Genomic DNA, 19610 nt, shown 5'->3' on the forward strand with positions numbered 1-19610 from the left:
GATAAATTTTTAACATTCAGTCTTTTTTCTCTGCGATATAGTATTTGTCTTCCAACTCGTATAAGATGATGCTCTTGCTTCCGGTATGCTTGTAGAGGGCTGTTCCATGCGGTAAGGAATTGCTATCTAGATGCTGTTCCACTGACTCTTCGGCACTATCCATATCCACAATATTTCGCTGAACTTCGCCGATTAGGTCTCCTTTGGTGCCCTCCTCCGCTTCTTTTTGTGTCAGCTTGTAGGAGGTTTCCTTAACACGAACAAATTCGTAAGCCCAAGAAGCTTCTTCTGATGATCCTTTGAGGATGGGTTCTTTCGTTGATGCACAAGCAGCTAGAACAAGGGAAAAGAAAATTATCCATATAGTTTCTTTCAAACAATATCACCTCAAGCATTGGACGGTTGGTATGTAAGGGAAGTTACACATGGCTGTTAAATGGAGGTTCTTTTCCTTCTAAGCAAGCTGGCAATCAAAGCCACTATTACAGCGATAAGTAGTTTTAGAAGAAAATTCACTTTCAACCCTTGCCCAATATACCCTTTGGCCTTTTGAAAAGCCGTTGCTTCCGGTACCCAGTCAATAACATATCCAACACCTAATATGCTAGGTAAGGATAATAAAAGGTAGACAATGATGGTGAGAAAGAAAAAACTCTTCCAAAACAATCCGCTTCCTCCTTTTTACTCTACTATTCTATCTCCAATTATTTCAAAATAGTTCGGAATACTCAATTGTTTTTTGAAAATTTTGTTAAAAGTAAGGTGGATATTGTTTACAATTTGTCACAATTAACGTAAGTGCTTATTTAAGCACATGTAAAAGCGCCCCAGATTGATGGAGCGCTTTCAAACTCAATATTATTCCCTTTCCTCTAAAACCCTCTCAAACATCACCATATCCACTGCCCGAATCCCATCCTCAAAGATTGGTTCCGGATACTTCAAGAAGAAGTCTTTCCTAATCTCGGCCATCCTGAACCCGGCTTTCTGATAGAATGCGATATTGGCAATGCTGGAGTTGGCGGTGCCGACAATCATTTTACGGAAGCCTTCCACACGATATCTATCACAAGCCGATGCTATCACCTTTTTACCAAGACCGTGTCCGCGCAACTTCTGATCCAACGCTATGTTTTTCAGCTCGACCACATCCTCGGATTCTTCCATAAACAACGCAACACCAGCAACCTTATCGTCGTCCACTATAATCTCAAACATTTGACCTTCCGAGATATACTCTTTCACCACACGCTCGCTCTCATCTGCTAAAAGCAAGTAGGGTAAAAACTTCGAACGATTCGCTCTTTCAACCGATCGCAATTCAACATTCCATTCTCTCACACCACTACCTCCTAAATCCGCCTTCTGAATGGATGATCTGTCCTGTCACCCATTCGGCCTCTTCGCTGACAAGGAATTTAATGGTCCTTGCTACGTCACTTGGCATTCCTACCCTTCCAGAAGGAAACATGCCAGATAGACTGGACTTGATTTCCTCTGTCATCCACCCTGTATCAGTCGGACCAGGATTAATGGCATTGACAGTGATCCCAAGCTTAGCCACTTCTGCTGCCAAGGTGACGGTCATGGCATCAATTGCGCCTTTCGTCGTTGCATACGAAAGCTCGCCTGGCATCGCGCCACGAGATTGTCCGGATGTCAGGTTCACAATGCGCCCACCGCTCCCAAGGTTGAACTCAGTAGCAAACCTGCTGCTTAGTAAAGTGGTAGCCCGGATGTTTACAAAATAATGTTTATCCAATTCCTCTGCTGTAATGGTGCTATAATCATCGTTGGTTGAGTAGGCCGCGTTATTCACCAGTATGCTTGGTTGACCGAGATCCTCCCTCACTTTTTGAAACAACTGTTCTGGGGCTTCCGTGCTTGTTAAATCAAGCTCCATCATGTTCACCGGAACACCGAAGCCCTCCAGCTCGTCTTTTAAACGTTTCGGCTCATTCGCCTCAGAACCCCATGGCATTTCTTTATCATAAGGCGTCCAATACGTAAAAAAGATAGGATGCCCCGCCTTTGCAAGCTCCCTGCACACAGCTGCTCCTATTCCCTTCAAACGGCTTGCGCCAGTTACAATTGCTATTCTAGTCATAAAATGACCCTCCTAGTGTTAGGGCATATTCAGTTGTGGTCGAAAGAGATGTTTTTCTTCACAAAAAAACAGGTGCACCAAAGGCACCTGTTTCTAGTGGGGTATCGACTCCACAACATGTGTATCCCTTTAATGAAATGATGGACGGTCAGACTAATCCCTTGGTCGGAACTGCTGACTCTATCCAATTACTCAATTTCCATTAAAGGTTTTTCCACATTGTTAGGCTTTCGATTCCCCTTCCGTCCATCTCTTTCCTTTATGGTAAGAACTTCAAAGGAATCTGTCAAGGATGAAAATGTGTAATGTTGCCCGCAATTTCTTCTATGATGATGTCCGGATCCTTGTTGGTTGTGTCATACAGATGGGGAGCATTTTCTTTTTTACTTTCCAGCTGATGGAGAAGTTCCAAGGATCGGGGAATCATTTCGGTGTCTCCCCGTTCGGTTATCCTCTCTACAAGCACTTCGGGGTCGGCCCTAAGGACATAGTAGTGGAGCGTAATATTCATACCTGCCTGTTGTAGTTCTTTGCAAAACCACTCCCACTCGTCTTCCACCACATAATCGATGACAACATCGTATCCATTCCTGAGGTAATTCTTCGTCAAGCTGCTGATGTTCTGCCAGACGATGGAGAGCTTTTCTTCCCAAGGTGGCTGCACTTGGCCTACAAACATGCCGGTAATCATGTCCCCCTCCACTAGGACCGCCTTCTCTAATTTGCGTGCGAGTCCTTTTGTGACCGTCGATTTTCCAACACCACATGGCCCGGAAATGATATAGATGGATCTTGTCATGGCTACACCGCTTCCTCCAACAATTTAACCTTTTGGGTCAATGCATTGTTATGTATGATTTTTCTTAATTTGGTCATCTCATGGTTGACCAAAAAGTTTTTCGGTAATAGGACCGCAGTGTTTTTCGAGACGTAAAATAGGAACAGGTCCCTTTTCTCATCTATGAGAATAATATCATCCCACTCCCAAAACGTTTCAGACTTAAGGCGCTTCTGACGGATACCGTCTTCATCAAAAGTCAGAAAAACCTCATTCCTGATTTGCCTGTTGCTTTTATACTCCTTTGTCGCTCGGGACTTGATTGATTTTGCGAGCATCCAATTAGCCATTCCCCATAGAATAACGGTTAGGATAAGCGAAACAATCCAATTTAAATTAACAAAAAACCATACTAACAGAAAAAATGCGGTCAAGATGACTGGCAATGCTACTTTATTCAATGCCTTTATATGATAAGCCATAAATTTCTGAAACATTTCTTCACTGATTACCCCACTTACAGAAACAGTTTCTTTCTTTTCTTCCAAAAAAATCACTCCTTTGTTACAAGGATAACATGGATTACCATATGCTTTAACGATTTTCCTTGTAAAACCAGATGCGCTACTCCATCGTGCCGTCATCGAAAAAACGTTTCTCACATCTCGGACATACATACGCATAGGAAAGTTCGATTTCGCTGTCGTATTTGAGTGGTAGTCTCTTCTTGCAATTTGGGCATCTCCAAAACAAAAGAGAAATAATAACAAAAACAAAGAAGAGGAGAAAAGTAATATAGATCAAGCCCTTACTTTCTAAGACCCCTCCTACAAAACTAAGAAAAGCAGCAACAAATAACACCCACACGATCGCATTTCTGATTCTAAGCGGATTCAGGTATTTTTTCCACACGGCGGTCACCTCTTTATAACGTATACGAATCCGGAGCATAGATGTTACATGCTTTTGAGGATGAATTTTATAATGTAAAAAAACGGAAGTTGCATTTGATGCCGCTAACTCCCACTCCAAATCACATAATCTACATCCCACTTTGTATCCTTTCCCAATCCGCCACCTTCCGAAGAATTTCATCAATTCCCCATACAAAAACAGCCCCAACAGTAGAAAAAATGAGAAAAAGCTGGCTTAAATCATTCCAAGGTTCATTTTTAAAAAATCCTATATTGAAGAGGTGGAGGAGGAATACTAAAATTACCCCAAAAAACATATAGCCAAAAGCAACTAAGGCTCTAGCCGGAGCGGAAAAGTTACTCGTGACTTTATCGGATAGGCAAGAAATTGGCAGACCATACAGTAACATTAAAGGCATTCCATAAAAGAAAATCAACCAAAACGTGCCCAGAAATTCTAAAGCAGATCCCACGCTAAAAAGGGCAATAATTGCCGGTACCAATATACAAGCCAGGAAAAAAGCGAGCAGCTTTCTTATAATCATTGGTCATCCCCCTAAACTCTCACTTTGATTCTCCAAATCATATGATGATAGCTCTCGCCCCAATAGTTCTTTAAGAGATAAGCAGGATCTCCAAACTTCTTTTTCCAGATTTTCTGCGCACTTGCATACCCACTATCTAGGCAAAATTCTTTTATTTCCTTACTGTGCAATATCTCCATTATTCTAGTCAGAAGCACATTACCTATACCCTTCCTTTGATAGGTAGGATGCACAAACACTGTTCCCACCTCATGGAACCTTTTAAAGGCATTATCTGTACATTTGCATATCAGGTCGCTTGCTGCCCCATATTCTATTGTTCCAATAATTTTATCTCCATCTAAAGCAAGCAGAAAATATCTTTCTTTTCCATTGCTATTCAGATCACTAGATAAGTAAGTTTTCTTTGCTTGGATCTCTTCTTCTAGGTCCTCTAACTTATCCCCTATACCTTCTTTAATGAAAGTATCTGTTATCACTGTTCTAAAAAAATGGTTTAACTCGTTAATATCCTCAGGTATTGGCCTTCTTATCTTGACGTTATGCAATGCGGCCCCTCCTTTCACACCTCACCAATCAGCCTAAACATTCAAACCTTATTTGACCACACTCCCCAGTAACATTTCTTTCAATTGGTCCACACTATTAACGGTATAAGTAGGCTCGGCTTCACTAATCTCCTCTAACGACCCATAACCATACGTCACCCCAATGGAGTCAATCCCTGTATTCTTCGCACCCATGATATCGTGCTTCCTGTCTCCTATCATAATAAAATCGCTAGGTTCATAATCAGTATATTTATCTAGTATGTACTGAATAATCTCCGTTTTGGAGGATCTTGTTCCATCTAGGTTACTCCCGACAATGAGTTGGAAGTACTGTTCTAAATTAAAATACTTCAATATTTGTTCAGCAAAAACGGTAGGCTTCGAGGTAGCAACCACTAAGAAGTAGCCATTCTCTTTTAATTTTGCTAATAGCAAGGAGATATTGGGATATAACACATTTTCAAACATCCCCTTCTCCTTAAACCTTCCTCTATAAAAATCAATGGCACGTTTTGATTCCCTTTCATCAAAACCGTAGTACTCCGCAAAAGAAACCTGGAGTGGCGGACCAATAAACCACTCTAGCTTATCAATATCAGGCTCGACCATGCCCATTTTCTCTAATGCATATTGAACCGATTTTGTAATCCCTTCCTTCGGATCGGAAAGGGTTCCATCTAAGTCGAATAAGATGATCTTGTAATTTTTCAACAACACTCACTCCTTGCTTCATCTTGCAAAATGTAGACTTCTTATATATAGTTATCTCTAGATATTTCTGAATAATCAAAATAATCTTCCGAAGGGTGATTTAAATGAGTTTTAGAGATTTATTAGATCTAAAGGGACCTATTTATCTTGAAAGAATGTATGAACCAGAGGAAAACTCCTTATATATTATTGTTAACTTTACAACAACCTTAGAAGAAGAGTCAGTATTTATGATGGACCATGAAATAAGAGCCTCACCAGTGGTTCCTGACAGCAGTAAACAAATACATATTTTCTTTCCCTCTTATATTTCTTATGTCACCACTAATGAAGCATATTCTTACATGCAGGGAAATGAAATTTATGAAGGGGATACGTTTAGAATTCATCAACATTCTAGATTCAGAGATTTTGTAAAATTGCAGACTTTTGCTGAAGGCATGTTTCCTGAAAAGGAATATATCCATTATCAAATACCTTGCTTAAATCACATTATTGATGTCATTTCATTTGAAGAGCCTGAGATTACTAAGTGCGGTATAGACTAATAGAAGGTGGAGGTTTTTGTTTTACCCCACCCTTTTACTATAACGCCGGAAAGCACCTACACCATTCCTTCTTCCACTCCGAACAATATCAGACCCTCGTAAGGGTCACCGTTTATGTTTAAGAGCTGACAAAATGCCGGTTCGGTTTTGTATCCTTTATTTTTAAGGTGTATTACTTTCTCTTTTAATCCGGGATTCCTTTTCAACAGTTCATATTCAATCATCATATGAAGGTACGCAAACTGTTTATGTACTGGTTGAGCCTGGCCGAACAATTCAAACTCGAAATTATGAAAGATAAAGTTCGCCTTCACGACTTCTCTTCCTCGAATCATTGTTCTTTTCAAAGAGAAATTTTCTTTATCAGCGTAAAGTGTTTGTAGCTGTTCGGCAAACCAATCTAGTTCATGCACTTCCATAATGATGTCTAAATCAGACCCTTTTATATCAATACCGATGGGAAGCGTTCCACATAGGACTGGGTTATAAGTATGCAACTCATTTAAAATATTCAATTTTGTAATCGCTAAATATGCTTCCCTTTGCTTTTTATTTCCGGTTTTCATTTGCTCGAAAAGTTTGATCAAGTAACCTCTCTCCTATACGTAAAAAACTCTAGCGCTATCCAAAATTCCTGAATAGCGCCAATTTAGTATCCGCATTTAATTAAATTTTGCAAAGGCTACTAAAGTTCCCTTATCACAAGACGCAAAGCCATTTTTTTCATAAAAATGCCTGACGTCGGGAGTTTCCTCCGTTAGTAAAACCTTTTGTCGAACATGAGCATATTTATCCAGCACTTCTTGCATCAGTTGAGTAGCAATCCCTTGATTTTGATAAGCTTTCAACACTAAAATATCTTGGATATAAATGATGGTTACCCCATCACCCACTATACGGATCAACCCCACCAATTCTTCCTCATCCCAAGCTGAAATAACTTCTAAAGACTGAGAGATTGCTTGATGAAGGACATGTAAATCCTGGGTGTAAGCAAACCACTCTACATCGTTATACAACTTTTCTAATTGTTCTAGTTTAAGCTCTTTATCCCTACTAAACTTAATTTTCATTCTCATTTCCTCCTCAAAATAATTATTTTGAAGAGTTCTTCCACCATTTAACCACTGTTTTATACCTCCATTAATTGCCGAATACAATACTATTTCGACATCAATTCTACCTATCCCTTCCCAGTTATTACCTGGCCTTTAGATTTACTGCGTCCATCTATAATGAACAAACTTCATTATATGACCATTCATCTCAAATTCTTCATCGCTTGTTGATAAATGCGTAAACCCATTCCTCTCCAAAACCTTTTGTGAAGCGATGTTATATGTCGTGGTCTTCGCTATAATCTGGTTAACCCCTTGGTTTTTCATCATTTGTAAAAGCAACCGCAATGCTTTATTGGCAATCCCTTTTCCTGTGTGGTCTTTTCCTACTCTATAGCCGACGTGCCCCAGCTTTTTGACATGATCAATATCTACTAAGTTCATTCGTCCAAGTATTGCGCCAGTCGCATCCTTAATTAAAAAATAATAGGATTGGCCTTTGGTGTGTTCTGCAAGTAAAGCCTCGTGTCTTTCTTGGAAAGTGCTCAGGTTATAATAATCATCTCCTCGACTCGGTACCATTTGCTCAAAATAGTCTCTGTTTGCGAGTTCAAATTCATATAACTTTTCTGCATCAGCCTTTTTTAAAGCCTCTATTATAATCTTCATAATCATTACCTCGAATAAATAAATTTCTTTTAATCTTCCTTTAAACTATCCAACAACACATATCCAAAGATCACCCCAGCTAAGGTGGAAAGATCATAATGTATGATGACCATTGCAAAAAGTAGGTACTTACCTAGGATAGTTAATGAAAGAAGGGGAACCAAAGCGACGTAAAGGGTTGGGAGTCCGACTGCCAGTAACTTTACCCAATTCACGGCCCATGCTTTATCCTGTTTTATCTCTTTTATTAATGTTGGCAAGCGAAGGAGTATTCCTATCAAGACCGGGAATATCGTTGCAAATATCACTGCAGGCCAAATATTATAATTCATTTGTCCATGTTCAATTAGATGCAGCTCGTACCGTGAACCTGCATAGTAGATAAACCCGATTACCACCGTCCAGAAAAAATACTTCAAGAAATTCCTCATCACAAACCTCCTGTATTTTTTATTGGACATTACTTAGAAAGTATATGTGGTTATAGCAAGGAATTTTCATCTGACTATCTTATATATACCTTTTCTATCCCGTAGCTCACAACCATTTTTCTCAAATATCTTTATCATGTTGGTATTGTGGATATCGGTGCTGCCGACATAATAGGTGGCATGGAATTGCTTGAGTAACGCCATACTGAGTTTATGTATTTGTTCCCCGATTCCTTGCCCTCTCAGGTCAGGTACGACGCCAAAATAAAATAATCTTCCTTCCTCTTCCGTTCCCTTCTCAATATGAGGGATACTTATGCCGGCAAAAGCCCCAGCTTTCTTAAAATAATAACAATGCTTGCGCCACACCGGTCCCAATTCATTTTCTATGGAACTCATTACTTGTTTAATCGGTTGCTTCGTATTCTTATTGGCAGAGCCAGAACGGCAAAGCTCATATAGTTCTGCATATTTATAATCATCGAGCAATCCTTCTGCTAGGGAATGCCCCACAATTAAGTCATCCGTGACCGGCAAATCCTCCAGGTTTCTTGTATATTCCACGATGCTTGATACTTTGCCAAAGTTATTTTCAAGCAGCCAGCTTTGAAATTGTTCATCCATCAGTAAGGACAAATAACCAATCTCCAGACGTTTCCACTCCGTGAGGATATTTGTAAATTCGCGTATATACGATTCTTTTGGAGCATCTTCCTTTTTGATTTGATCTACGAGCCAATATTCCTGTTTGTTTTTAATGATATTAAATAAGTTCAATTTACTCCCCCGCTACTTTCTTCATACTTTCCTAGTGCTTCATACCATTTCAAGAAGTACCACACTAATTCCTTCCAAATTTTTAATACAATGTTAAATTTATAGGTTTCTTTATGATAGTATAGAAATAAATGGAATATAATGAGGGGTATGCATAAGAGGGGTGAGGGCATGTTTTGGCTGAATTTTGTACTCATTGGGGTTATCGTTTTGGTAATTGTGTACGGAGTGAGATTCTTATTAAGAAGGGCATTTAAAATCAAAAAGAGTAAAAAAGAGTTCTTCTCATACAATCACATTAATGATTTACATAGAAAAGTTGATTGGGCCATGAGAATAATTATAATGATTGTCAACATCACCCTTGTAGGAATGATCCTTTATGAGAATATCTCTATAGCCGTAGTGGTGATCGGCCTTGTGTTACTCATTATAGGTGATCGTTTGGTGCAGGCATTCTTTGAATGGAAGTATTCAGATAATCCAAAAGAAGCCATATTGACTCTCAGCGATATGATAGTCATGGTGCTTTCCGTCGTGATCGTTTCTGGTATGAACTTATTAAACTTAAATTTGCAGTAGATGAACGTAAAAAAGCAACCACACTCCTGGTTGCTTTTTCTCATGACTTATTTAGCTTTCACCTTGTCTTTATACAAGGAAAACCCTATTTTCTTTAATGCCTGCTCCAAGTTGGATTGAATTAGGATGTCTTCCGTTTCGAAGCCGATGCCGATTGCTTTAATAGCGACGTCCGGGGTGATTCCTGTAAGGATTGGTTTCACGCCTATTACTTGCAGGAGATTGACTATTTTAAGTAAGGAATAGCTGACTATTTCGTTTATTTTTCCAATGCCGGAAAGGTCGATGATTAAATAGTCCAAGTCCAGGTCTTGACTTTTTTCTAATGCCAGGGAGATGATGGTGTCTGCCCGTTGTTCATTGACATTGCCTGTGATAGTAAGGGCGGCCACTCCTTTTGTTATGGGAATGAACGGGACGGAAAGGCTGCGAATTTGTTGGTAGGCTTCATCCAACTCTAGTACATATGTAAGAAGGGATCCCATTGTCTCGAATAACTCAATCAGATCTTCCCGAAAATTATGCGGTCTGTTGTCCAATCCACATAGTGTCCCGTAATTTTGTCCGTCCTCGTAATATATGGGGATCCCGATAAAGCTACCCCCTCCTAATTTTTTTGTCACACCCATGTCCCTTGTCAGGTCACTTTGGGTAAGATTAGGGATAAACAAAGTCCTACTGCCAAAATCGACAGATAGCTTGCAGAATGTTTGCTCAAACGGAAGGGTGTCTCCTTCCTCTAGCAATATATCTTTTTTGTTCAGCACTTTCATTATTCTGTTCGTACTGCGGTCGTTTTTTGCAATGAACAAGGTGTTGATGTCGAGGAGACCACTCATCATCTTTAAGATATTGTCTGCTGCCTCATCAAAGTTTTTGTAGATCATTTTCTGCGTGCTATAAGAGGTATTTTGCATTGCACGGTTCCCTTCTTGGATTTTGCATCCTATCTATTTAATATTCCTAAGTATTCCTTCCATGGGCCTACCTCTTCCGTATATCCTTTGGCGAGAACGCGGGTTATTTGAGCGATATGGGTAAGATCATGAACAGCCCAGGTAGCTATCAATTCGCGCACTTTCACTTCCCCAAGCTCCGGGTGAAGTCCCTTAAGCTCCAACTGGGCATCTGTCTTGATTAACGTTCTCAGAATTTCCAGATTCTCCTTGCGTATCACTTTAAATGCGATTAACGCTTCGGTAATAGAGTTCTCTTTGTCCTTCATATGGGAATATCGGTCAAACGCCGGAAAAGGTTTGCTGTTTCCCTCTTGTAAAATAAAACGGAGTCGTGGTATCCAGTTCACCTTTTCTCCTTCTATTAAATGGGAAATGACTTCCTGTGCGTTCCAGGTACCTTCTCCTTCTGCGTAATTCAACCATTCTTTAGAAAGTCCCCCAACAAAGCTTTCTAGTGTTGCAGGTGTTTGCTCGAGAATCTCCATTGCTTCTTTTAAATGAAAAGTCATCCTTATTCCCCTTTCCCTTTTTTCTAACATTATAATCTACTATTTTCCCTTCATACCTATGAATTTATCAGAATATTTTCTAATAAGCTAAAATAATAGGACTTTGTTCACGATATTAAAGAAAAGGGGCGTTGCAGAATGAGATTACTGATTAACTATCGTTTATTCATTATAGGTTTTTTATTGATGGTGGGGTTTTCGCAGGCGGTTTACGTGGAGGCAGCACCCGTCGCAGCATATCCCGCTGAGGCCCAGCCGAATAAATTTATCGTCATTTTATGCACACTTGCCATTATTCTACTTTTCTCTCTTTTTAAATGGTGGAAGGACCGGAAAGCTACATAGGGGAAAGTCCAAGCATGCCAAGCCATTTCTCATATCTTATAGGAAAGACTTTTTTATGGGAGTGAAAAGGGATGGGAAACGCATGTCTAAATTTCAATATCAGGACACAATTTACCTTTACCATCAGTGACCGCGATTTAAGCCGCATCTTAAATGGACTTGCTGAGGAAAACGTGAATATCAACGGCTATTTCCAGACGATTGCGGGTAAGAATTTCAACTTTGTTCGCATGGTTGTCGGCACATCGACTGAGGAGAGCGAGAGCGACATCCGTAGGGTTCGGAGGGTGATGAAGCAGGTTGGAGTTCGTTACAGGGAGAATCAGGTGATTCAACTGCTAGATAGCGTTTCAGGTGTGCCTGGGCAAATCAATGCTATCTTTGGCACGCTGTGGTGCAAGATGCAGGTCCGGGCAATTTATCTTGGGGAGGACAATACTATTTACTTGGATGTTTCCAACATAGGTTATGCAATCCGATTGCTATCGGAAGAGAACCCGCCACGTTGCTTGGACTGATATAATGGCCTTTTGCCTGTGTGCTGCATAGTATAGGATAAAACTCGGGTTGAGGGGGTTGTGCGGCGATGCGGGAAATGCCGGAAGTGGTGGAGTCCTTTGATTATTTGGTTCGGACGCAGTTTTCTTTTCAGGTGGATGATTGGGCGTTGAGCTGCATTTTGGACGGATTGGCAGAGCAACAAGTGAATGTAAATGCCTATTTTCATACGAAAGTGGATGGGGATATCCATCTTGTAAAGCTAGTGCTTGGCAGCAGCACGGCGGAAACGACACAAGATCTACAGATAATGCGAAGAGTTTTGCGCGGATACGGTCTTCCATTTAAAGAAAGACAGGTCATTCAGGTGGTAAAGCTGCCGGCAGGAAAGTCCGGACAGCTCAACGACCTTTTTGGTGCGCTCTGGTGTGAGCTACAGGTGGAAAGTATGTATATTGGCGAGAATACGAATGTGTTTCTCGACACTTCTGATTTGGAGCGCGCGATTGATATCCTCTCTGAAGCGGTATTGGTTCTGTGCCAGAAAGAATGTTAAAACGGGACACTGTCCTCAATTGGTGTTTTTGTGCCTTGCTCCCAATCCGTGCGGGTAATGGCATAGCCCACAGAATCAAATAGCGTATCGTTTTGAGGCCAGGCACTCCGGTGGTAGGCTTCTTTGACGTATCCGCTATTGTGGAAAGTTTTGCGCATCGCCAGGTTGTCGTGGCGGGTATGGCCTTCGATCCTGATAAGGTGCGGGTAGTTCGTGAATGCGAACTCGGTGAGCCATTTTACGGCATGAGCGCCACGGTTTTGACCTCGATATTTCTGTTTAAGTCTTAGGTCGAAAAGGCAGGTCGGGTCGTCTAGGTCGAAAAGCCGGAACATCCCAATAATGGATTCGTTTTCGGCATTGTCTCGAATGAGAAAGGTTTTGGTTCCTTCATTTGTGTAGTTTCCTTGCTGGATGGATGTTCGGATACTTTCCTCTGTTGGATTTCCGGTTCCATGATATGGCCAGGTTTCTGTTGTTAGCAGTTGGACAAGTTCGTGTTCGGTTTCTTTTGTAAGTTCGGTGTATGTTTGCATGTTTCGTTTACTCCTAATGGTGTGGATGTGGTGTTGGATTTCGTTTGCTCCCACTCTTCGCGCAGCATGCCCATGCGGATGGAATCATACAGTTTGCCCTGATAGGATCGGACGTTACGAATTCGGGCTTCCTGTGTGAAATTCAGTTTGGTGCCGACTTTGACCATGCGATGGTTGCCGGACCAGGTTGTGTAGCCGACTCTTGGAATCTGTGGCTTTGTTTGGAACAGGTGGTCGGTCCATAATTGGATGGCCTCTGTTCCGTACCCCCCGTTCCAGAATTCTGGCAGATAGATGATGATTCCCATCTCCAGCCAGTTGGATGGTTCGTGCTCCCAGTAGTATGTGACGCTGCCGATGGTCTGGGGCTCGTCGGATTGTGTTTGGATGAGGTAGATCGAGTCCATCCCTTCGTTTAGTTGCTTCGTCATTTCGGTGAGGTAGGTTTCCTCGTCGATTAGTTGGAGCGGGAAGTATGGGGCATCCCACTTTTTGTACTCTGGATTTGGGTCGCCATACATTAGGTGGTAGAGAAGCGGCAAGTCTTGGATGGTGAGTTGTTTTAAGTGGATTTTGGTTCCATGGATGGTGGTTGGTACGGTTATTTTGGAAATTGTCATAAGTAAGGGCTCCTTTTAATACTAGGTAATTAGCTAATTTACGTTATTGATTGGCGTTTAGTTTCATTTTTTACTGATTTTTCAGTTCCGTCATGGAAATATATGGATTGTCATCAATTTAAGAGGCTTTATTGTATAATTGGAGCGGTTTATTGAATACTTTAGCCCTTTTATTGTATACTTCCTCTTGTTTATTGAATAATTCCCCCTAAAGCCTTCAGCGCTAAGCAATTGCTCCAAAATCCCATCGCCCAAGAAAAGTACAAATTCCTTATACTATCATAGTAATTTTTAAACAATCGTTTGTTCAAGGAAAAACTAACCTCTTGCGCCCCAACGCTTTCACGCAAAAACAACAAATTAACTTTTGAGATTGCTATATTACAAAACAAACAGGCCCCCATCCCGAAAGATAGAAGCCTGCCCCCAAAATCAACTTATTCACCTAAATCCACATTATGATACACACGCTGCACATCGTCGCAGTCTTCCAATGCATCGATCAGCTTTTCAAACTGCTCTTGTGCATCTCCTGGAAGCTCCACTTCGTTTTGAGCTAGCATTGTCAACTCAGCTACGGTGAATTCTTCCACGCCCGCATCTTTCAACGCTGTTTGCACGGCATGGAATTGATCTGGCTCTGCGTACACAATAACCGTTTCCTCTTCTTCCATGATATCGCGCACGTCGAGGTCTGCTTCCATTAACACTTCCAGCACTTCGTCGGAGGTTTTTCCTTCGAATGCGAAGACTGCCGTTGCGTCGAACATGTAAGCAACAGATCCACTAACACCCATGTTTCCGCCATTTTTACCGAAGGCTGCACGTACCTCGGATGCAGTACGGTTCACGTTGTTTGTCAGTGTGTCTACGATGACCATCGATCCATTCGGTCCGAAACCTTCATAACGTAGCTCATTATAGCTTTCTTCCCCGCCGCCTTTTGCTTTGTCAATCGCACGGTCGATGATGTTACGTGGTACGTTGTATGTTTTCGCACGCTCAAGCACGAACTTCAACGCCATGTTGGAGTCCGGATCCGGCTCGCCTTGCTTTGCTGCTACATAAATTTCAAGGGCAAATTTAGAATAGACCCTACTCGTATTCTGATCCTTTGCCGCCTTTTTTTCCTTGATGTTGTTCCATTTACGACCCATATATATTCACTCTCTTTCAGAAATTAAAAGATGTACCTTCCTCTATTATACATCATGTTCCCAGAGGGTTACGAGTGATTTCCTTATACATCTCCAGAAATCTGGTTGCCACCTTTGATAGATAGTACTTTTTCATCCATGCAACACCATATTGGGAGGTCAGCCCCTCCTCATCCACCAAATACGAATGTACTTGTGCACCAGAAAAAATATGCATGGCACTCTCTGGTACTAAAGTTGCCCCGAAACCTTGCTGAACAAGACCAGCAAGCAGGGATAGATCCGAACTCGCACAGACAATGTTTGGTTCATATCCTCTTTGTGCAAAAGAGTGCAGAATATAATCGTAGAGTCCTTGTCCCTTTGTGCTTGGAAGAACAAGTGATTGGCCAGCTATCTTCTCTAAAGTCATGGATTCATTCCACTCTTCCCGGCTAACGAAATAGAACGGCTCCTTTTTCAGCATAAAGTGTCCAAATTCGTCTGATTGAACGGGAAAACGAATCACTGCCAGGTCAATTGCACGCTCGCGCAGAAGCTCGAATAAATGTCCCGACTCATTTTGATGGATTTCATAAGTTACCATAGGATACTTTTCTTTGAATGCAATCAACGATCTGGCAAGCGACATCTCCGACAGCGTGTTCACCCCGATTTTCAAGGTTCCCTTCAATCCTTCTCCCACTTCCTTCACTTCCTCCATGCCCTCTTCCATCAGTTTCGTGACCTGTACGGCATGGTGATAGAGTCTTTCTCCCGCTTCCGTCAACCGAAGCTTCTTTCCTTCACGATGTACAAGCACTACTCCCAATTCTTCTTCCATCAGCTTTAGTTGCTGGCTCAATGGAGGCTGGGACATATGTAGCTTCCGGGCAGCTTGTGAAATATTTTTCTCTTCCGCAATGACGGTAAAATAACGCAATTGCCGAATATCCATGTCCTTTTCATCTCCTATATGTTTTTCATATGATTTCACAACAAAACAAATATCATTCATATGGTTTTACATATGATACCATATATTTGGAGAAAGGCAGGAGAATAGAATGAAAGCAATTCTGATCCTTATTATACTTAATTTAATTGTAATGGCTGCTTTACTTATAGACGCAAAAACAACATCTGATGATGCCAGAGTCAATGTGACGCAACATTCTCATGTGTATGCTGTACAACAAATGCACCCAGGAAAGGAACTTCTATGACTAAATTAATCTCATCGTTTACGATGTTTTCTTCCTTACAATGGCTCTTTTTCATTTTTGCCAATACGGTCGTGGTCCCGCTTTCGATCGGGGCTGCTTTTGATGTGTCACCGGAAGTAAGTCGGATGATGCTGAGTGCCTCCCTCCTTTTCACGGGGCTTGCGTGCATCTTCCAAGGGTGGATGGGCCACCGTTACCCGCTATTAGAAGGGCATTCTGGTTTGTTATGGGGTGTGATGCTGAATCTTGGGCTCACTGCTTCCTCTCTAGGAATGAGTTTCACAGAAATTGGCGGGGGTGTCGCGACAGGACTGTTGCTTGCCGGAGGGTTCACGATGCTGCTTGCGGTGTTCGGCTGGACGTCAGTCTTACCTCGTATTTTTACTCCGATGGTCATGACGGTGTACCTCTTCCTATTAACCTTCCAATTGATGATGGTATTTTTCCAAGGGATGCTTGGCATAACAGAGGATGGCGTGATGGATGTGCCAGTCAGCATCCTGTCTGTTGTACTTGTTATTTTTGTAAGTATGTTAAAAATAAAAGCGCCGAGGGTAATTGGGAACTTCGCGATCCTCATCGGGATTATCGTGGGGTGGATAGCTTATGCGTTGCTGTTCCCATGTAGTGGTCAGGAGGCGCCTGCTGCTACCTTCGCATTTGACCTATTCCCGCTCGGGGCACCGAACTTGGAATACGGGATTATTGCGGTCGCCTTTTTTGCCGGGGTGTTAAATCTGAGTAATACGATTGCATCCGTCCAGGCTGCAGCTGACCTTTATGGGGAGACTGCTAAACCAGGGCAATTCCGGAATTCTTTCTTTTTCACCGGACTTTTTTCAGTGATTGCGTCCCTGTTTGGGCTCGTTCCATACACGCCGTTCACATCGACGATCGGATTTTTGCAGAGTACCAGGATATTAGACCGGAAGCCGTTTTTCATAGGTGGCATCATGCTTGCAGCCATTGGCCTTGTACCACCTTTGACCTCTTTCTTGGTGACGATGCCGATGACGGTTGGGAACGCCGTACTGTTTGTAGCGTACCTTCAATTGTTCGGGACTGCGTATGGTAGTTTACGTGGCGCTGTTTTCAACTCCGATACCATTTTTCGTTTGGCCGCGCCTGTGTTGTTGGGAGTGTGCTTGATGAACACCTCGCCGGCTGTTTTCGGACCGTTGCCAGTGCTCTTGCAACCGTTCTTGGAGAATGGATTGATCATGGGCGTGCTGCTTTCGATTGTGTTGGAGAAGGTGACGAATTGGGGACAGTTTGAGGATAAGATGGTGGAGCATAGCTAATCCTGAGGTGGATTGGCTATGCTTTTTTCATATCGGGATTTTTTTGAGGATGGTTTGTACCAAATATGTTTCGCTTCTCCTTTCCAGTGGTAAGATAGTAACCATCAAGAACTAGGGGGAAACCGTCATTCGCCAGATAGAATTCAAGTACGAAGTCACAAGACATGCTTTATCCGCTCTGGTTGATCATTTTAAACCTTGGCGTTATGGAAGGAGCCTCTTTTATATAGGAGCCTTGATTTTCAGCATCTATTCCTTTATTGACCTGCTTCAGATGTACGGAGAAATCCCTACCGGACTCTTTATCATGTCCGCTGTGATGGCATTTCTCGTTCCATTCGCTGTTGCGTTTCTTTTAATAAGGGTGGTCACTTTTCTTGCTGGAGTCATTTTGTTAAGGAAGCCAATTTATGATGAGGAAATGGTAGTACGCTATCAGGAGGGAGACGACTACTTCCTTGCGGGTAAAGAACAATCGAGGTTCAACTTTTCCAACCAAACGGAAATGATCGAAACAAAGGACTACTACATACTTTTTAAAGGGAAACTTTTGCAAGACGGGATTGCCATTCCAAAACTGTCATCGCTTGATGAGGGGTATAAGGAGAGAGTCCAGTTTCTAATCAGTAGCATACAGAGGAAAAAATGAACAAGAAGCCTTTCGCGGATGCAGAAAGGCTTTTTGCTTTCTCTCTATTCCTCAAAATAACAGACCCCAAGGATATGACCGTCCGGATCCTTGAACTCAAAGGACAGCACTGTGCCATAATCCACCACGTCTTCTACCTCCACCCCGTTCTCCTGCAGTGTATGATGCGCACCATATATATCCGAAGAATAGAAGTTCAATAGACAATGGGATGCTGGTGTCACTTTCTCTGCGCGCACAAGTGTCAAGGGCGTCTCCCCCATCTCGATTGCCGCATAACCGTTTTCTTCGTCATGCCATCTGACTGAAAAGCCCAGTACCTCCGTGTACCAAGTGATGGACTTTTCCATGTCGGAAACCTCTAGGAATACTGTATCAATCCTTTTGAATAATGCACTCATGCTATCTGCTCCTTTCTTTAAATTCTTCGTGCGTCAGGCCGAATAACAACACATCATGGTAGCCCCCATCTGTGTATACCATATTACGCAAGCGTCCCTCTTCCACAAATCCGAGACGTTCATGCAACTTAATAGAGCCTTCGTTAAAGGCGTACACATGGGCATTTACCTTTTGATATCTTAGTTCCCCGAAAAAGTAGCGAAGAACGACCAGGACTGCATCACTCGCATATCCTTTTTTCCAATGCTCCCGGAAAATACTGACACCATAGCTGAACGTGCCATTTTGAGGATCGCAACTGTTTGTGCTGATGCTACCGACAAGTTCACCCGCAAAGTTCTCGATAGCAAGCCTGAAGTTATGGCCATCCCAGCCCTTTTCGGACTCCCTTTCTGTCCATCTTTTGGTGCCCTCTTCCGACCTTGGCCCATAGATGGCGTCATTCAATCTGGCAATCTCTGAATCCATTCCGTCCTGGTGGAATCTTTCCCAATCTGAAGGCTGGATCGGTCGCAAACGAACGGCTGCACCTTCCCATATATGAAAAGCCATACTTGTTCTACCTCCTTATCTGCGATACTCCGTCAAATAGTCCCCCAAGGCCTCCAAGCTGTTAATGCTAGAAATCTCATTCTCCTGCAATTGAAGGATCCTGTTCTCATAGCTGATTGCAAAATGATGGAGAGGAACTTCATTATCCTTTAATGCTTGTAACAGAAAGAAAGCACGTTCGACTTCCCTCTCGCTGTTCGCGCTGTTCACTCGGATATTTTCAACGGAGACTCCCACTTCAACTGTTACATGCTTTTTATAATCAGCCCCTATTACTTCTTTGGGTTCTGTTTCAGGAAACATCAAACTAACCCCATAATTAGAGGGATTCGGATAATACTTTTCAATGATTGGGCCAATCTCCTCGTTTGCCGTATAACTCCAAACCTCGAATCCATACCCATCTTCCGTTTCACCTGTGTACCGGTTCTGCCCAACATAAGATAAAATATTTGGCGCATCTTTTGCATACGCATAAGCGTGATATTTTCTTGTGTTGAAAAAATCAAACGAGATATCTTCGATGACAAAATCTTTCCCATACTTTTCTTCCAAATAGGCTTCAAAAGCCTGCTTTTTCGTCCAAAGCCCCCAAGGCGATCCCCAAAAGACAAACGACAGGAGCAAGGCCAGAATGATTCCCACTGAAC

The 19610-nt window shown here is 42.2% G+C and carries 31 protein-coding genes; 8 read left to right on the forward strand and 23 right to left on the reverse strand.

The window, feature by feature from the left end; genetic code table 11:
- Positions 1-16: 16 nt before the first annotated feature.
- The 9 genes from EKQ44_RS18465 to EKQ44_RS18505 all read right to left on the reverse strand — a co-directional run bounded on the left by EKQ44_RS18465 (position 17) and on the right by EKQ44_RS18505 (position 5606).
- Positions 17-376 (reverse strand): hypothetical protein, encoded by a 360-nt coding sequence (locus EKQ44_RS18465; RefSeq protein WP_237665027.1) that lies wholly within the window; start codon positions 374-376, stop codon positions 17-19.
- Between the two features lie 56 nt (positions 377-432).
- Positions 433-666, reverse strand: coding sequence for a hypothetical protein (locus EKQ44_RS18470; RefSeq protein ID WP_237665028.1), 234 nt, complete (start codon positions 664-666; stop codon positions 433-435).
- Between the two features lie 192 nt (positions 667-858).
- Complete coding sequence (locus EKQ44_RS18475; protein ID WP_237665029.1) at positions 859-1341, reverse strand: GNAT family N-acetyltransferase; 483 nt, start codon at positions 1339-1341, stop codon at positions 859-861.
- A 4-nt stretch (positions 1342-1345) separates the two neighbouring features.
- Complete coding sequence (locus EKQ44_RS18480) at positions 1346-2107, reverse strand: SDR family oxidoreductase (protein WP_237665030.1); 762 nt, start codon at positions 2105-2107, stop codon at positions 1346-1348.
- Positions 2108-2393: 286 nt separating this feature from the next.
- On the reverse strand, positions 2394-2906 hold the full coding sequence (locus tag EKQ44_RS18485) for a P-loop nucleotide/nucleoside kinase family protein (RefSeq protein WP_237665031.1): 513 nt from the start codon (positions 2904-2906) through the stop codon (positions 2394-2396).
- Positions 2907-2908: 2 nt separating this feature from the next.
- A complete protein-coding gene (locus EKQ44_RS18490) occupies positions 2909-3433 on the reverse strand; it encodes a YcxB family protein (RefSeq protein WP_237665032.1) in 525 nt (174 codons plus the stop codon).
- Positions 3434-3927: 494 nt separating this feature from the next.
- Entirely contained in the window at positions 3928-4344 is a 417-nt protein-coding gene (locus EKQ44_RS18495; protein WP_237665033.1) for a hypothetical protein, read from the reverse strand.
- Between the two features lie 11 nt (positions 4345-4355).
- The gene (locus tag EKQ44_RS18500; protein WP_237665034.1) at positions 4356-4892 is read right to left on the reverse strand and encodes a GNAT family N-acetyltransferase; all 537 of its coding nucleotides are present in this window, start codon (positions 4890-4892) and stop codon (positions 4356-4358) included.
- A gap of 48 nt (positions 4893-4940) precedes the next feature.
- The gene (locus EKQ44_RS18505) at positions 4941-5606 is read right to left on the reverse strand and encodes an HAD family hydrolase (protein WP_237665035.1); all 666 of its coding nucleotides are present in this window, start codon (positions 5604-5606) and stop codon (positions 4941-4943) included.
- A gap of 104 nt (positions 5607-5710) precedes the next feature.
- Between EKQ44_RS18505 and EKQ44_RS18510 the strand changes: the two genes are divergently transcribed.
- Positions 5711-6154 (forward strand): hypothetical protein, encoded by a 444-nt coding sequence (locus EKQ44_RS18510; RefSeq protein WP_237665036.1) that lies wholly within the window; start codon positions 5711-5713, stop codon positions 6152-6154.
- A gap of 56 nt (positions 6155-6210) precedes the next feature.
- Here EKQ44_RS18510 and EKQ44_RS18515 read toward each other — a convergent pair whose 3' ends face one another.
- From EKQ44_RS18515 to EKQ44_RS18535, 5 genes are all read right to left on the reverse strand, one after another.
- Positions 6211-6720: a DUF4269 domain-containing protein gene (locus EKQ44_RS18515; RefSeq protein ID WP_237665133.1), complete on the reverse strand. Its 510-nt coding sequence runs from the start codon at positions 6718-6720 to the stop codon at positions 6211-6213.
- Positions 6721-6816: 96 nt separating this feature from the next.
- Entirely contained in the window at positions 6817-7227 is a 411-nt protein-coding gene (locus EKQ44_RS18520; protein ID WP_237665037.1) for a GNAT family N-acetyltransferase, read from the reverse strand.
- 144 nt (positions 7228-7371) lie between these two features.
- Complete coding sequence (locus EKQ44_RS18525) at positions 7372-7881, reverse strand: GNAT family N-acetyltransferase (RefSeq protein WP_237665038.1); 510 nt, start codon at positions 7879-7881, stop codon at positions 7372-7374.
- Positions 7882-7910: 29 nt separating this feature from the next.
- Positions 7911-8312, reverse strand: coding sequence for a hypothetical protein (locus EKQ44_RS18530; protein ID WP_237665039.1), 402 nt, complete (start codon positions 8310-8312; stop codon positions 7911-7913).
- Positions 8313-8378: 66 nt separating this feature from the next.
- On the reverse strand, positions 8379-9089 hold the full coding sequence (locus EKQ44_RS18535) for a GNAT family N-acetyltransferase (RefSeq protein ID WP_237665040.1): 711 nt from the start codon (positions 9087-9089) through the stop codon (positions 8379-8381).
- A 171-nt stretch (positions 9090-9260) separates the two neighbouring features.
- On the opposite strand from EKQ44_RS18535, the gene EKQ44_RS18540 reads away from it, so the two are divergent.
- Positions 9261-9671 carry a DUF4181 domain-containing protein gene (locus EKQ44_RS18540; protein ID WP_237665041.1) on the forward strand — a complete coding sequence of 137 codons (411 nt, stop codon included), beginning with the start codon at positions 9261-9263 and terminating at the stop codon, positions 9669-9671.
- Between the two features lie 47 nt (positions 9672-9718).
- Here EKQ44_RS18540 and EKQ44_RS18545 read toward each other — a convergent pair whose 3' ends face one another.
- Positions 9719-10588, reverse strand: coding sequence for a GAF domain-containing protein (locus EKQ44_RS18545; protein ID WP_237665042.1), 870 nt, complete (start codon positions 10586-10588; stop codon positions 9719-9721).
- 29 nt (positions 10589-10617) lie between these two features.
- Entirely contained in the window at positions 10618-11139 is a 522-nt protein-coding gene (locus tag EKQ44_RS18550; protein WP_237665043.1) for a DinB family protein, read from the reverse strand.
- 138 nt (positions 11140-11277) lie between these two features.
- Here EKQ44_RS18550 and EKQ44_RS18555 point away from each other — a divergent pair, with 138 nt between their 5' ends.
- The 3 genes from EKQ44_RS18555 (at position 11278) to EKQ44_RS18565 (ending at position 12538) form a co-directional block, all read left to right on the forward strand.
- Positions 11278-11484, forward strand: a complete 207-nt coding sequence (locus EKQ44_RS18555) for a hypothetical protein (RefSeq protein WP_237665044.1) — start codon at positions 11278-11280, stop codon at positions 11482-11484.
- A 71-nt stretch (positions 11485-11555) separates the two neighbouring features.
- Positions 11556-12002 (forward strand): hypothetical protein, encoded by a 447-nt coding sequence (locus EKQ44_RS18560; protein ID WP_237665045.1) that lies wholly within the window; start codon positions 11556-11558, stop codon positions 12000-12002.
- A 68-nt stretch (positions 12003-12070) separates the two neighbouring features.
- Positions 12071-12538 (forward strand): hypothetical protein, encoded by a 468-nt coding sequence (locus tag EKQ44_RS18565; protein WP_237665046.1) that lies wholly within the window; start codon positions 12071-12073, stop codon positions 12536-12538.
- On the opposite strand, the gene EKQ44_RS18570 is transcribed toward EKQ44_RS18565, so the two are convergent.
- The 4 genes from EKQ44_RS18570 to EKQ44_RS18585 all read right to left on the reverse strand — a co-directional run bounded on the left by EKQ44_RS18570 (position 12535) and on the right by EKQ44_RS18585 (position 15788).
- The gene (locus tag EKQ44_RS18570; RefSeq protein WP_237665047.1) at positions 12535-13074 is read right to left on the reverse strand and encodes a GNAT family N-acetyltransferase; all 540 of its coding nucleotides are present in this window, start codon (positions 13072-13074) and stop codon (positions 12535-12537) included. The two genes, EKQ44_RS18565 and EKQ44_RS18570, sit on opposite strands and share 4 nt — an antisense overlap.
- The gene (locus tag EKQ44_RS18575; RefSeq protein ID WP_331254674.1) at positions 13017-13694 is read right to left on the reverse strand and encodes a GNAT family N-acetyltransferase; all 678 of its coding nucleotides are present in this window, start codon (positions 13692-13694) and stop codon (positions 13017-13019) included. Before EKQ44_RS18575 ends, EKQ44_RS18570 begins: the two co-directional genes overlap by 58 nt.
- Positions 13695-14131: 437 nt before the next feature.
- A complete protein-coding gene (locus EKQ44_RS18580; RefSeq protein WP_237665048.1) occupies positions 14132-14851 on the reverse strand; it encodes a YebC/PmpR family DNA-binding transcriptional regulator in 720 nt (239 codons plus the stop codon).
- Positions 14852-14903: 52 nt separating this feature from the next.
- The gene (locus tag EKQ44_RS18585; protein ID WP_237665049.1) at positions 14904-15788 is read right to left on the reverse strand and encodes a LysR family transcriptional regulator; all 885 of its coding nucleotides are present in this window, start codon (positions 15786-15788) and stop codon (positions 14904-14906) included.
- Between the two features lie 109 nt (positions 15789-15897).
- On the opposite strand from EKQ44_RS18585, the gene EKQ44_RS18590 reads away from it, so the two are divergent.
- From EKQ44_RS18590 to EKQ44_RS18600, 3 genes are all read left to right on the forward strand, one after another.
- Positions 15898-16056, forward strand: a complete 159-nt coding sequence (locus EKQ44_RS18590) for a hypothetical protein (RefSeq protein ID WP_237665050.1) — start codon at positions 15898-15900, stop codon at positions 16054-16056.
- Entirely contained in the window at positions 16053-17357 is a 1305-nt protein-coding gene (locus tag EKQ44_RS18595; RefSeq protein ID WP_237665051.1) for a uracil/xanthine transporter, read from the forward strand. The genes EKQ44_RS18590 and EKQ44_RS18595 overlap by 4 nt, the downstream gene beginning before the upstream one ends.
- A 235-nt stretch (positions 17358-17592) precedes the next feature.
- Positions 17593-18006 carry a hypothetical protein gene (locus tag EKQ44_RS18600; RefSeq protein WP_237665052.1) on the forward strand — a complete coding sequence of 138 codons (414 nt, stop codon included), beginning with the start codon at positions 17593-17595 and terminating at the stop codon, positions 18004-18006.
- 44 nt (positions 18007-18050) lie between these two features.
- On the opposite strand, the gene EKQ44_RS18605 is transcribed toward EKQ44_RS18600, so the two are convergent.
- Genes EKQ44_RS18605 through EKQ44_RS18615 form a run of 3 tightly spaced genes read right to left on the reverse strand, consistent with a single transcriptional unit; the run spans position 18051 to position 19605 of the window.
- Positions 18051-18407 (reverse strand): VOC family protein, encoded by a 357-nt coding sequence (locus tag EKQ44_RS18605; RefSeq protein WP_237665053.1) that lies wholly within the window; start codon positions 18405-18407, stop codon positions 18051-18053.
- Position 18408: 1 nt separating this feature from the next.
- Positions 18409-18960, reverse strand: coding sequence for a GNAT family N-acetyltransferase (locus tag EKQ44_RS18610; RefSeq protein WP_237665054.1), 552 nt, complete (start codon positions 18958-18960; stop codon positions 18409-18411).
- Positions 18961-18975: 15 nt separating this feature from the next.
- The gene (locus EKQ44_RS18615; RefSeq protein ID WP_237665055.1) at positions 18976-19605 is read right to left on the reverse strand and encodes a hypothetical protein; all 630 of its coding nucleotides are present in this window, start codon (positions 19603-19605) and stop codon (positions 18976-18978) included.
- Positions 19606-19610 lie beyond the last annotated feature (5 nt).

This window comes from Sutcliffiella horikoshii, assembly GCF_021991925.1.
In the GTDB taxonomy this organism is placed as follows: domain Bacteria; phylum Bacillota; class Bacilli; order Bacillales; family Bacillaceae_I; genus Sutcliffiella_A; species Sutcliffiella_A horikoshii_F.

Excerpts from the sequence above, each read along its gene's own strand:
- EKQ44_RS18480 (WP_237665030.1), bottom strand. The coding sequence starts at position 2,107 with ATGACTAGAATAGCAATTGTAACTGGCGCAAGCCGTTTGAAGGGAATA.
- EKQ44_RS18485 (WP_237665031.1), bottom strand. The coding sequence starts at position 2,906 with ATGACAAGATCCATCTATATCATTTCCGGGCCATGTGGTGTTGGAAAA.
- EKQ44_RS18495 (WP_237665033.1), bottom strand. The coding sequence starts at position 4,344 with ATGATTATAAGAAAGCTGCTCGCTTTTTTCCTGGCTTGTATATTGGTA.
- EKQ44_RS18510 (WP_237665036.1), top strand. The coding sequence starts at position 5,711 with ATGAGTTTTAGAGATTTATTAGATCTAAAGGGACCTATTTATCTTGAA.
- EKQ44_RS18515 (WP_237665133.1), bottom strand. The coding sequence starts at position 6,720 with ATGAAAACCGGAAATAAAAAGCAAAGGGAAGCATATTTAGCGATTACA.
- EKQ44_RS18520 (WP_237665037.1), bottom strand. The coding sequence starts at position 7,227 with ATGAAAATTAAGTTTAGTAGGGATAAAGAGCTTAAACTAGAACAATTA.
- EKQ44_RS18525 (WP_237665038.1), bottom strand. The coding sequence starts at position 7,881 with ATGAAGATTATAATAGAGGCTTTAAAAAAGGCTGATGCAGAAAAGTTA.
- EKQ44_RS18530 (WP_237665039.1), bottom strand. The coding sequence starts at position 8,312 with ATGAGGAATTTCTTGAAGTATTTTTTCTGGACGGTGGTAATCGGGTTT.
- EKQ44_RS18540 (WP_237665041.1), top strand. The coding sequence starts at position 9,261 with ATGTTTTGGCTGAATTTTGTACTCATTGGGGTTATCGTTTTGGTAATT.
- EKQ44_RS18545 (WP_237665042.1), bottom strand. The coding sequence starts at position 10,588 with ATGCAAAATACCTCTTATAGCACGCAGAAAATGATCTACAAAAACTTT.
- EKQ44_RS18550 (WP_237665043.1), bottom strand. The coding sequence starts at position 11,139 with ATGACTTTTCATTTAAAAGAAGCAATGGAGATTCTCGAGCAAACACCT.
- EKQ44_RS18555 (WP_237665044.1), top strand. The coding sequence starts at position 11,278 with ATGAGATTACTGATTAACTATCGTTTATTCATTATAGGTTTTTTATTG.
- EKQ44_RS18560 (WP_237665045.1), top strand. The coding sequence starts at position 11,556 with ATGGGAAACGCATGTCTAAATTTCAATATCAGGACACAATTTACCTTT.
- EKQ44_RS18565 (WP_237665046.1), top strand. The coding sequence starts at position 12,071 with ATGCGGGAAATGCCGGAAGTGGTGGAGTCCTTTGATTATTTGGTTCGG.
- EKQ44_RS18570 (WP_237665047.1), bottom strand. The coding sequence starts at position 13,074 with ATGCAAACATACACCGAACTTACAAAAGAAACCGAACACGAACTTGTC.
- EKQ44_RS18575 (WP_331254674.1), bottom strand. The coding sequence starts at position 13,694 with ATGACAATTTCCAAAATAACCGTACCAACCACCATCCATGGAACCAAA.
- EKQ44_RS18580 (WP_237665048.1), bottom strand. The coding sequence starts at position 14,851 with ATGGGTCGTAAATGGAACAACATCAAGGAAAAAAAGGCGGCAAAGGAT.
- EKQ44_RS18585 (WP_237665049.1), bottom strand. The coding sequence starts at position 15,788 with ATGGATATTCGGCAATTGCGTTATTTTACCGTCATTGCGGAAGAGAAA.
- EKQ44_RS18590 (WP_237665050.1), top strand. The coding sequence starts at position 15,898 with ATGAAAGCAATTCTGATCCTTATTATACTTAATTTAATTGTAATGGCT.
- EKQ44_RS18595 (WP_237665051.1), top strand. The coding sequence starts at position 16,053 with ATGACTAAATTAATCTCATCGTTTACGATGTTTTCTTCCTTACAATGG.
- EKQ44_RS18605 (WP_237665053.1), bottom strand. The coding sequence starts at position 18,407 with ATGAGTGCATTATTCAAAAGGATTGATACAGTATTCCTAGAGGTTTCC.
- EKQ44_RS18610 (WP_237665054.1), bottom strand. The coding sequence starts at position 18,960 with ATGGCTTTTCATATATGGGAAGGTGCAGCCGTTCGTTTGCGACCGATC.